Raw genomic sequence first — 11,098 nt, 5'->3', positions numbered from 1 at the left:
AGCGAAGAGAACATCAAGGCCTTCTCGGCCTTCGCGACTAAGCTCGCCGCCCACGGCTCCGCAGGAGGCGAAGCAAATATCCTAGGTGATGCCTGCAGACTTGGCTGTGTGGCCCACTTGATCGATCACGCTTTTCAAATGGGAGCGGAGCTCTTCGGCAACCTGGCTCACGACGACATGGGTGATGGCTTGCATTGAGACAACGGGATCAATTGCGGAAATCTCAACGCGGCCATCGTCGTGTTGCTGCAAGACGATAGTGCAGGGTAACATCGTTCCAATCTTGTCTTCCGCTTGAAGCGCTCGGTAAGTGAGTTGTGGATTGCATGCGCCGAGAACAAGGTATGGACGAAATTCGAGATTGAGCGCCTTCTTGAAGTTGTCCTTCATATCGATTTCGGAAACCACTCGAAAATTGTGCTGTTTGAGCACCTCTTTTGTGCAGGCCACCGCGTCGTCAAACCTCATGTTGACAGTGGTGGAGAAATGGTAGGTCATCTACGCCTCCTGTTCGCGGCCTCGCACTAATCTCCGTTTGGAATGCTGCTTAAAGCGCAGGAAAGCCCTCCCGCCGCGCGAACATCATGATCTAAATCAAAGGACGGCCGCGGCCAGCAAACGATGATTGATAACGTTCGGCCGCATTTGTCCGCGGCGATCTCGCGCACACGATACACCACCGCCTTTTGTACTGCCTTTTGAAATTTCGGCCAGGCAATATCTAAATAGCTGTCGATCTCGGCGAAACTGCCTCGGCTTCCCATTTCGAGCAAGTCTTCCCGTGAGGACAGGTTTCCGACCGGCGTCTGATCGGTGCCGGGCCGTGCGTTACGTCAGATCTTGGCACCACCATCTGTTCCTCCAGGGCCTACCTCGTAGGGTCAAAAAAATGAAACTGCTTAAAGGCGACAGTTTTCCAATCTTTTTGGTCTCGGACGGTGTTTCGCAACAATCTTGCCGTGGACACTTGAGTAAGGAGGTCGCAAGGAGTTCCGGGTGCCGCAGGTCAGTGCAACGATTTCGGTGCTCCAACTCCGTCAGAACGCATCGGTCTTTGCACAAGGATGCGCCGATTTCTCGTCCGATTCATCAGATCGGAATCATTCGTTCACACCCGATCCTCGGCGGGCTTCACCATCACCATCACCATCACCATCACTACGTCCAGGTTTAAGTTTTCGGTACACACAGGTCGCGAGCGCTCCCAAATGGGCCCCTCCGCCGCCTTTCGGTATTGGACAAGTGCGGAGCGGAAACCTTTTTCATTTCGTAAGCGCGACCAAGCGAAAAAATTAGCCGAATGCTGTTCGGGTACTGTCGTACGGCGCTTTCGCATGCCGGAATAGCCAAGTCCATGTTAAGCGTTTCAAAGCAAACGTCTCCAGTTATTCGCGCGGGATCGGAGGGGCTGGAAGCATATTGTCGTCGTGCTGTGTTCGGCTTGGCGAGCTACATTGACGTTCAGCTAAGAACAGACATTGCTCTTTGACTTGGATCAAATTGGAGTTCGCCTATGTGTGATTATTATAACCAGCCGTAATCCGCGCGCCGAATAAAAGCAAAAGAATAGGAGTTGAACCAAGTCGTTCTGTTAGAGATGTCAGTGGAGTGCTCAGTGAAAATTGCCCAGATCGCGCCTCTTATTGAAAGCGTCCCGCCCCGGTTCTATGGTGGCACAGAGCGGGTCGTTTCATATCTCACGGAAGAACTCGTCCGCTCGGGCCACGAGGTAACGTTGTTCGCGAGCGGCGACTCCGTGACGTCCGCACAGCTCGTCAGTTGCGCCACGAGGGCGCTGCGGCTCGACCCGAACGTGCGCGATCCGATTCCGTATTACATGCTGATGCTGGACCGTGTACGCGAGTGCGCCGATGATTTCGACATCTTGCACTTCCACATTGATCAGTTCCATTTTCCACTGTTTCGGCGGCTCGCCGGTCGCACCGTGACGACATTGCACGGTCGGCAGGATCTGCCAGACCTGCGCCCGCTCTATTTCGGCTTCCACGAGATGCCGCTGGTCTCAATCTCCGACGCTCAGCGTGTGCCAATCCAAAACGCCAACGTCGTCGCCACGGTCTACCATGGGCTGCCGCTCGATCTGCACCAGCCGACGTTTAATCCGCGTGGCGGCTATTTGGCCTTCCTCGGGCGCATTTCACCGGAGAAGGGGGTCGATCGCGCGATCAAAGTGGCACAGACGCTCGGCATCCCCTTGAAGATCGCGGCCAAAGTGGATCGGGTGGACGAGGCCTATTTCCTCGAGCAGATCGCTCCATTGCTCAAAGGGCCGGACCTGCAGTTTATCGGCGAAATCGACGAGCAGGAGAAGACCGATTTCCTCGGCCAGGCCTTGGCTCTGATGTTCCTGATCGATTGGCCCGAGCCATTCGGGATGTCAATGATCGAGGCGATGGCCTGCGGCACGCCGGTGCTGGCGCTGCGTCGCGGTTCGGTCGAGGAGGTGGTCGAAGACGGATTGACCGGGCATATCGTTGACAGCATCGAAGAGGCAACCGTCACGCTGCCGCGCGTCATGGCGCTGGATCGCCGCGCGGTACGCCGGCGTTTTGAAGACCGGTTCAGCGCCACGCGCATGGCGAACGAATACGTACGCGTCTACAATTCGTTGCTCGTGCGGACGAATGTGAAGCTAGTCCCGAACCAAGCCGAGCCTCTGCACACGACCGCCGCGGAGCTTGCCAACGAGCCGAGTGAGTCGATCCATTGATGATCCCGGCGTCACAGATGTAAGCAGCCGAGCCTGCTTACATTGAGGAAGCCGTCTACTCCCGCGACGGTTTCGCTCTCCGCTACGCTGGACGCTTCTGAAGGCCTCACTCGGGCTGGAATTCGATCTCAACCCGAAGAAATCAGGTTGGCTTCCACATCTGGAGCAGGAATTCGAGCGACCTCGCTCGCCCTTGTCGGCGCACGAATGTCCGCCGCTGTCATGCGGCAGGCTAGCTAGTTTTCTTCTACATGCACTTCTAGCAAGGTCTTGATGACGACATCGGCGCCGTGTTGACGTAATGCCTCAGGTTGCTGGCCGCGATCGATGCCGACCACGCATCCGAAACCACCCCGTTTGCCGGCTTCGACCCCAGCCAACGCATCCTCAAACAGGATTACACGCGATGGCGCAACATTGAGACGGCGTGCGATCTCGAGAAACAGGGCCGGAGCCGGCTTGCCCCGGAGGCTGAGCGCCTCAGCGTCAAGCCCGTCGACGCAGGCATCGAAATGATGCTCGAGTCCGGCAGCGTGCAGAATGGCGGTGGTATTCTTGCTCGATGAACCCACTGCAGTCTTGACCCCTGCTTGCCGGAGCTTTTTCAGAAGCGCCGGGACGCCCGCTGCTGGGCTGATTCCTTTTTGCAGCGCTTGTAGAAACAGCCGTGTCTTGCGTTCGCCCAGAACGTGCACTGTGTCGGCGTCCTCAGGGTCGCGCTCTGATCCCTCCAGAAGATTTATGCCCCGGGCGGCGAGAAAGCTTCGAACGCCGTCGTCGCGCGGTCGCCCATCGACATAGTCGAGGTAGTCGGCAGCGATATCGAACGGCTGAAAGGCCTGACCATGCCGCTGCGCCCACTTCTGCAGGAACGCGTCAAAAACTGCTTTCCACGCAGCCGCGTGGACCCGTGCCGTATCGGTCAGCACACCATCGAGATCGAAAATCGCGGCGTCGAAGTCGCGCCGGTTTATCGTAACTGACTCAACGAGCATCGCTTCTCTCGCGCAAGGGGTGTTCATTTTCCTATAGAATCGCTAAGGTGTGCTACAATTTCAAATATGTACTACCATTATGGGGCAGTGCGCCTCACGCAGGATGGCCTTCATGGCTGCCGCATGCGGTGCTTCCCACCGTCCTCTCCAGGCGAGGACGATTAGATCCGTGGATCGTTTTTCGGACAAGCGCAGGATTTCCGCGGCGATATCGCCATGGGCGAGCAATAGCCGGACGTGCAGGTGGCCAAGCGGGCAAATGGATGAAAGACGATTTAAAAATTCGGTGCTCCAGGCAGGCCACTCGTGCTGTGGCTGATCGACGTAACGTGGCGTGGTGAGGGAACCGGGCTCCGCAGGAGCTCCCCTGATGTCGGTTACGTGAACCACCAGCAGTTCAGCGTGGGCATGTTCAGCAAGCTCTGCCGCGGGTCGCAGTGCAGCGCTGGTTGTGGGGGTCCCATCGTGCGGCACCAGGACATGGTGAAGATGCCACGGCGTTGCACCACGCCCCGGCGGCACCAGCACCACAGAACAAGAAGCATCGTGCAGCACTTTCATCGCCGTGCGGCCCGGCATCTTCCCCCGCTCGGCGCTACTGTGTTTGCACATGACGATCAATCGCGGCTTTATCTCCGCCGCGACTCGCAAAATCTCTACTGACGGCGTTCCGACCCGAGCGTCGATGGTCAAGCCGTCGAGCTCCGGAACCTCGCGTCCGAGTCGACTGCGCAAACCCTCGCCTGCCGGCTCATGCTCGCCGACGTGCAAAATGTGGAGGGCCGCTCGCTCGATCTCGCCGAGCACCTTTGCCACTGGCAGCGATGCCAGCGCCTGCGTCGAGCCGTCGAGTGGCACGAGGATGACTGGTTCGCTCATGGTGCGTCCTCCGCATTCCGACTCTCCGTGCCCTCAGGAACCGTGAGTTCGTGCCATCGTGCCCGCCACTGAAAGCGCATCGACAGGCTGCGCCAGTTTAACGGCAGGTTCGCGCGATGCTCGGGCCTCTCTCCGCAGAGGTACAAGCCCCCGAAGCCGAGCGCCGCAGCCTGCCATAGCCCGCCGAGCGCTCCGGCGTGAATTCCGCCGGCCGCGTTACCCATGTTGTCCGCCAGGTCGATCTCGGCTGCTTGACGGAAATAACGCTCCGCCAGCGCAGTGTCGCCAAGGCGCGCCGCCACGAGCGCGTGAATTGCGGGGCTCAGCGAGCTTCCATGCCCACAGCGTGGCTCGTAGTACTCGAAATTGGCCTTGCGGACCTCCGGGGGCATGCGCTCCCAGAGAAGACATACCAGCATCACCACATCAGGCTGCTTGATGATCTTGGACCGCTGAATGCGCTCGCGACCAAGCAGTACGTCCATGGGTGCGGTTCGCGGCACGAACGAGGCAAGGTCGATTTCCTCCAAGCCGAAATAGCCGCGAAACTGCTCGAACAGTCCGGTCTGCTCGTCGAACCCAGTATAGAAATCGCGAGCCACATTCTGCCACCGGCGCGGCTCCTCAGGTTCAATGCCGAGCCGCCGCGAGAGCCCCTGCCACTGCTCGGGCCAACGCTCCACAATAAGATCCGCGATCTCTCGCGCGACTTCCAGGTTCCACTGCGCCATACCATTGGTGTAGGCGTTGTCATCTACCGTCTCGTGGTATTCATCGGGCCCAATGACTCGACGAATATGATAGCGGCCATCTTCTTCGCGCTCGGCGCGACTTGCCCAAAAGCGCGCTGTCTCGAACAGAATTTCTGCCCCCGCCTCGATAAGAAACCGATCGTCCCCGGTAGCTTGCCAGTAATTCCACACACCGAAGGCTACATCTGCACCAATGTGTTGCTCCTGCTCTCCTGTGAGGATCCGAACGACCTCGTTGCTAGGAGCGATGACGGACGGGGGCGTCACCTCTTCGCCTCTATCGGCCGACTCCCAGGCGTAGAGTGCGCCGCGATACCCAAGTCGGGCTGCTTTAGCTCGTGCCGCAGCAAGCGTATGATAGCGGTACATGACGAGCGCGTGCGCCGCCTCCGGATAAGTGAGTATAAAAAACGGCAGCATAAAAATGTCGGTGTCCCAGAACACATGCCCCTTGTAGGTGGTTCCGCTCAGCCCGCGGGCGCCAATAGACACGCGATCGTCTTGCGGATTCGCCGCACTCAACAGATGATAAATGGCAAAGCGCAACGCGCGCTGCGCAGCAGGATCGCCCTCGATCCGAAGGTCAGATGCCTCCCATCTTGCCAACCAGGCGTCACGGTGCTCGCCGATCACGCCTGTCACGTCCTCAATCGCCCGCTCGACATGTCTGCGCGCCGTTTCGCGCGGCTCGACCGTGTCCCTCGATGTGTGTAAGGCGACCATCCGATCGAACCGGTATGTTTCGCCTAGCTTGAGTTCAAAGCTTTGCCGGCCTTCTACCTGTTCAGCTGATGGCGTCCGGCGTTCGACCCGATTCATAACGCGATGCGAAACTGCCATGGCGACCGTCGTGCCGTTACCCGTGACCTGTATGACGGGGCCCGTCAACGTGGCATCGACGGACATCCTGCCGCTGTAGTTTTCGGGCGTAATCGTCACACATTGAACCAGCAGGTGACGGTCGGCCAAGGAGGCAAGACGCAACACTTGCAGCCGCGTGATCCGACCGGCTTCGTCCTGGTGCCGCCACTCCCTCCAGAAAATCCCTTGCCGCATGTCGAGGATGCGCCGGTGCTCGAGATTATGCCCCCGATCAAGCCGAAGCGGTTGACCTTCAATTATGGCGGAGAGACGCGTCCAGTCCGTCATAGGGGCCAGCTCCGGCACGGAGCCGGGCTTTGAATCGAAGACCCCCGCCACGAAAGTCGCAGGTGCAGAGAGCGGGCTGCCTTCGGTAAGCGATGCGCGAGATCCGGCATAGCCATTCCCGATCGCGAACAATGATTCCAGTTCGTGCTCGCGTGCGAGCGTGAATCCTTCCTCAACAAGGATCCATTCGGGATCTTCAGTGGGCGACGCTGGCAATTCCGCGAAATGCGTACTAGGTTGGTGATCAAGCATTTCAGGAAGCCCCGAAGGGTCTCTGCTGAGAGGATCGACCATGCCATTCTATCCTAGCGGGTTAGTCAGGCTCCCTAAATCACAATCGCTACCCACCTTGCTTGCAACGCCAGCAGGGCTCGCGAAAGGGTGTTCCGCGTTCAGCTAGGACGGCCCTACACGGAGCATCCAATTGCCCCGCTCGGCCGACTTTCATAGCGAAATTAGCCCAGCGGTGCTTTGATGTAGATCATGCCGCCTGTCTTGACCTTGTTGTGGGCAACTCTGTGAACGGGGCTGATATTGACGAATGGTTGGTCGAAGCGAAAAGGAATGAATGGCACAGCAAACAAAACACCTGGGAGATCGAGCCTTGGCTTGAGCTGCTACCGCTCAGCAGCCGCCAGGCGGCCGTTTTGGACGCACTGACCAAAGTGAAGGCTTTCTATGGCACCTGTGTGTACCGAAAACCTTATTCGAGTTGATGACGTGATGGAATCGCCTAAGCTGGCGGCATGATCGGGCTGCTCTGTTTCGTTCTGGCCGTCCTGGCCTCGGGAGGCGGGCGAAAACTGCCATGCCGCCGAGAAATCCCGCCGCCCCGGTCGGTTAGCTTCGGCGGAAGAATTTGGTCCACCTGCAAAATATGCGCCTACGGCGCACTGGATCAAGCCAGTCTCGCTGTCTTATCACCGCCCGCCGGCTCTCCCCGGCGGGTTTTTCTTTCCCCGCCAATGCAACCATTGAGCTGCTCGTTGATTACATTGATAGCGGCGGAACCGGGAAACCGGCAGTCGCGTATTAGAGCCGCACGGAGTAATGCCCGGGCGGCTTTTTCTATGCCGCCGCCGAACAGGATCCGAGGATGGCCGACCAATCTGCGAGGAAAAGGTGGATCCTCACCCATGTGACGCGAGTGTGGACCGCCTTGTTCACGTTAGCCAGCCTTGGCGCCGCCTTCGTTTACAAGCCCGAATTTTTGACCTTGTATCTTCGGACCACCATGACGGCGATTGAGACAGGAACGGCCGCTCTGCCGTATCCCTGGGGCGATCGTCTAGAGGTGGTCTTGCGAGGCATTGGTGGGTCGGTTTGGATGCAGTTTGCATTCGCCATCGTGGTCGTCCGCGTGATCGTGTGGCTGATCGCGCGATTCATTGGGTACTGCTGGCGCCACATACGTCGGGACCCAGTATCGATAATGGTCGACCGGCGGATGGATAGACGTTGAGGCACCCCGGCCTTCGGGATTCGTTTTCCGCGATGGCCGGCGGGGGTCGGAGCCTCCGACGCCTAGAATTCACCAGCGGGCTTCCTGGAGTCATGGCGGGAATAATTCCCGACAACGCTAGCGCTCGAAGGCGTTCATCTTCCTCAAGCGTTCAGCCCGCGCGAAAGCCGCCCTGAGGGCTTGGCAATTTGCTGTAATCAGGTCGGTTTTTTACCCTTTGGGCTCAGCGCGCGTGCTGGTGGCAGCCCCAGAGTTTCGCGGAGGCGGGCGATCGAGCCAGCTCCAAGGTCTCGAAAGCTTAGCAGCGTCGCGTCCGACGCCTCGCGGATTTCACCGACTGTCTTCAAGCCCGCCGCATTGAGCGCGCTCCTGATCCTGGTGGAAAATCGGATGTTGTCGATAGGCGTTTCGTCCGGAAGCCCCGGAGCTGGATAAAGCATCGAAGGGTTCTGTTTATCTCAACATATCGGTAATCTCGATCCGGCAAATAACCGATCATCGTATAAGCCCGCAGCAGACTTCCAAATCGCGACCGATACATGCTTGACGAGGGCATGTTGTCTCGCTCGTCAATGACGTGACCGGAAAGTGAACCCTCCTCTTCAAGTACCGCTTGCAGCAACGCGAGCAGTTCCGCATCGGAATAATGATTGTCGCGCTGATCGATTATTGTTCGCGCGCGGTCGAATAGCGCCTGATCTACTATTGAAGGAAAGGCTCCCTCCGCGCGAACCCAGGTTTCAGCTCGTATTCTGGTATGCGTGATCTTCCCCGGACAGCCTTGCCGCCTGCGGGAGAGGGAGCGCAAGGCGCATCGCGATCGCGTCGTCAGCCCTCGAATTTGAACGATATCTTGAGCTTGGCGCGGTAGGCCTCGACCTTGCCTGCGGCATCCAGTTGCAGGTCGAGCAGGACGACTTCAGCGACACGAAGATCCCGAAGGGACTTGCCGGCCCTGTCGACCGCCGCCGCGGCGGCCTTTTCCCAGGAGTCCTTGCTGGTACCGATCAACTCGATGACCTTGTAGACGCTTTCAGCCATGTCGTCCTCCCGTTCGGTGTGAGGCAGGACGCAGGTGGTCCTGCGGCCGGGAAGCCTAACACCGGGATATCGGCGCTGAAAGGATGCGGCGCACCATGCCGCTGCCTCCCGTGCGCGACGCGCCGTATGCGGTCAAAAAAAATGACCGGACGGCAGCAATGCCGTCCGGCCATTTGAAGATCAGGTCTAACTCACGCCGGCGCCTTACGTCGAATATTTGAACTCAGGCAACGCCTTCAGCTCATCCTTGGTCGCGTTGAACAGCGCATGATCCGGATACCAGGGATTGGGCTTCGAAGCCGTCGCCGTGGCCGGTGCGGTATTCGTGGGCGCAGCACCCGTGGTCGTCGATGACGCCGGCCGGCTGCCCGGGGCGGGGGCATTCGACGCACCGGTGTAGGCGACCGGCTCGTTGACGAATTTGATCTTGTCAAAGGCCACGGCGACCAGATGTTCGCCGACGCCGAGGAAACCGCCGACGCCGATCACCACCGCCTTGATGTTCCCGTTCTTGTCGGTCAGGAGATCGTTGATCGAGCCGACGCTCTCATTCTTGTCGTTGTAGACGTTGAGGCCGACAATCTTCGAAGTGCGCCAGTCACCCTGGAACGAGGAATCCGATGCCTCCGCCGCCGCCATGTTGGCGCGATCGGTGGTGGTCGTCGGAGTCTGCGCAAACGCAACGGTCGCAAGTAACGCGGACGCGGCCAAGCCGGCCGTCATATATTTTGCTAACATGTGATTTCTCCCTGATATGAAATAGATGGGGAGGAAACACGCCACTCCGCCAGCTGTTCCAGGCGGCCGGACAGATTTTCAGCGGCCGCGCGACTCGCGGTTGGCGGGTTCCCCTGAAACGCCGCCGTTCGCTCGCTCGGCATCCTGAGGGCCGGTAGACCGAATACGCCAGTCGGTTTCGCCGCCAGCAGGGAACAACGGTGACGCGGAAGCATTTGCTCCCCATGCAAAGACAAGCGCTTGTTTTGATCTTGGCAACTCTGACCGCATCCAGCGCGGCAACCGCGCAGGCTCCGCCTACGCCAGCGACGCCGCCGGCTCAAACGGCCCCGCCAGCGCCCGCGAGGAATGCGACGGGTTGCGCGCCTACGCAATCGATGCCACAAGGCACCATCGCGCCGCAGGGCACCACGACCACCGACCCGCGAGCGGAGCCGCTCAGTGACAAACTGGCGAGATCCGACGGCGTGCTCTGCCCGCCCACAGGAGTTGACCCGGAAATTCGCGCACCAACGCCTGAGACGGGCAATATGCCGGTCATTCCTCCACCCGGCAGCCCTGGCGGCGATCCGACGATCCGGCCGAAATAAATCCGGCGTTGCGGCGACCTCACGACGAGGGGGCCTAGTTTGCGGTTCGAATAAAGAGCCGCCTTCGGGCGGTCTTTTGTTTGCTAACGCCGCCGCGCCACCGCAACCCCGAGAAGAAATGCCACTAAAAGCGAGCCTAGAGGCGCTTCCCTGGCGATGTTACTTAGGATGCTCAATGGCATGCCAGGCTTTCGGGCAGTGTCATAGGCGTCACTCAATCGATGCGCTGTCGCCTTCACAGTGTCAGACACACCTGTGGCTGGCGACTTCACGTCTTCTATCGTTTCCGCGCCTTCATAAATAAACGGCGGCGGGGGCACATCGTCGGTCATGGCGCACCCTCCAATTAAATTTGGTCCTGCAGACAAACGTCAATTGATCGCGCGCAAGATTGTTCCGCAGGCGGATGACAGCCCCGCCATTGGGCTAGCCGGATCGCCCAATTCATTCCGTCAGCGGGCGGCTGGCGGTCCCCCTTGAACGGAACTGCCTGTGGGGCGGAGCATTGATAGGTGAAAGGGAGATCTGAAATGGGCGACAAATTCAATCCGGCACCGATCGACAAGCATGCGGCCAGTCCGAAAGAAGCTGCGAAGGCCGATAAAGCAACCCACAACGAACTTCAGAAGGGCTTGAAAGACACATTTCCGGCGTCAGACCCAGTCAGTGCGACGCAACCCGCACCGTCGAAACATGACAGCGACGCCAAAAAAAAGGCCGGCTCAGTCGAGAGCGGAAACAAGTCTACTCGCAAATAGGAT

The 11,098-nt window shown here is 59.0% G+C and carries 12 protein-coding genes; 3 read left to right on the top strand and 9 right to left on the bottom strand.

From position 1 onward, the window contains the following. Positions 1 to 81: 81 nt before the first annotated feature. Complete coding sequence (locus QZ213_RS17185) at positions 82 to 498, bottom strand: DUF302 domain-containing protein (RefSeq protein WP_291687285.1); 417 nt, start codon at positions 496 to 498, stop codon at positions 82 to 84. A 26-nt stretch (positions 499 to 524) separates the two neighbouring features. Beyond that, positions 525 to 773, bottom strand: coding sequence for a hypothetical protein (locus QZ213_RS17180; RefSeq protein ID WP_291687284.1), 249 nt, complete (start codon positions 771 to 773; stop codon positions 525 to 527). A gap of 842 nt (positions 774 to 1,615) precedes the next feature. On the opposite strand from QZ213_RS17180, the gene QZ213_RS17175 reads away from it, so the two are divergent. Beyond that, complete coding sequence (locus QZ213_RS17175) at positions 1,616 to 2,731, top strand: glycosyltransferase family 4 protein (protein ID WP_291687283.1); 1,116 nt, start codon at positions 1,616 to 1,618, stop codon at positions 2,729 to 2,731. 236 nt (positions 2,732 to 2,967) lie between these two features. Here the strand turns inward: QZ213_RS17175 and QZ213_RS17170 are convergent, their stop codons facing one another. The 6 genes from QZ213_RS17170 to QZ213_RS17150 form a co-directional block, all read right to left on the bottom strand. Continuing rightward, positions 2,968 to 3,726, bottom strand: coding sequence for a beta-phosphoglucomutase family hydrolase (locus tag QZ213_RS17170; RefSeq protein ID WP_291687282.1), 759 nt, complete (start codon positions 3,724 to 3,726; stop codon positions 2,968 to 2,970). Between the two features lie 60 nt (positions 3,727 to 3,786). Beyond that, positions 3,787 to 4,605, bottom strand: a complete 819-nt coding sequence (locus QZ213_RS17165) for a universal stress protein (RefSeq protein WP_291687281.1) — start codon at positions 4,603 to 4,605, stop codon at positions 3,787 to 3,789. Next, positions 4,602 to 6,800: a glycoside hydrolase family 65 protein gene (locus QZ213_RS17160; RefSeq protein WP_291687280.1), complete on the bottom strand. Its 2,199-nt coding sequence runs from the start codon at positions 6,798 to 6,800 to the stop codon at positions 4,602 to 4,604. Before QZ213_RS17160 ends, QZ213_RS17165 begins: the two co-directional genes overlap by 4 nt. A gap of 1,365 nt (positions 6,801 to 8,165) precedes the next feature. Further along, entirely contained in the window at positions 8,166 to 8,408 is a 243-nt protein-coding gene (locus tag QZ213_RS27195; RefSeq protein ID WP_365885068.1) for a DNA-directed RNA polymerase subunit alpha C-terminal domain-containing protein, read from the bottom strand. A 388-nt stretch (positions 8,409 to 8,796) separates the two neighbouring features. Continuing rightward, positions 8,797 to 9,009 (bottom strand): dodecin family protein, encoded by a 213-nt coding sequence (locus QZ213_RS17155; RefSeq protein ID WP_291687279.1) that lies wholly within the window; start codon positions 9,007 to 9,009, stop codon positions 8,797 to 8,799. A gap of 204 nt (positions 9,010 to 9,213) precedes the next feature. Then, positions 9,214 to 9,747, bottom strand: coding sequence for a PRC-barrel domain-containing protein (locus tag QZ213_RS17150; protein ID WP_291687278.1), 534 nt, complete (start codon positions 9,745 to 9,747; stop codon positions 9,214 to 9,216). Positions 9,748 to 9,971: 224 nt separating this feature from the next. On the opposite strand from QZ213_RS17150, the gene QZ213_RS17145 reads away from it, so the two are divergent. Then, on the top strand, positions 9,972 to 10,337 hold the full coding sequence (locus QZ213_RS17145) for a hypothetical protein (RefSeq protein WP_291687286.1): 366 nt from the start codon (positions 9,972 to 9,974) through the stop codon (positions 10,335 to 10,337). 83 nt (positions 10,338 to 10,420) lie between these two features. On the opposite strand, the gene QZ213_RS17140 is transcribed toward QZ213_RS17145, so the two are convergent. Further along, positions 10,421 to 10,669 (bottom strand): hypothetical protein, encoded by a 249-nt coding sequence (locus tag QZ213_RS17140; protein ID WP_291687277.1) that lies wholly within the window; start codon positions 10,667 to 10,669, stop codon positions 10,421 to 10,423. Between the two features lie 198 nt (positions 10,670 to 10,867). Between QZ213_RS17140 and QZ213_RS17135 the strand changes: the two genes are divergently transcribed. Next, the gene (locus tag QZ213_RS17135) at positions 10,868 to 11,095 is read left to right on the top strand and encodes a hypothetical protein (protein ID WP_291687276.1); all 228 of its coding nucleotides are present in this window, start codon (positions 10,868 to 10,870) and stop codon (positions 11,093 to 11,095) included. Positions 11,096 to 11,098 lie beyond the last annotated feature (3 nt).

Origin of the sequence: Bradyrhizobium sp., assembly GCF_017881085.1 — a bacterium.
In the GTDB taxonomy this organism is placed as follows: Bacteria; Pseudomonadota; Alphaproteobacteria; order Rhizobiales; family Xanthobacteraceae; genus Bradyrhizobium.
Note: the sequence above shows the minus strand (reverse complement) of the source record. Positions and strands in the feature narration are given on the sequence as shown.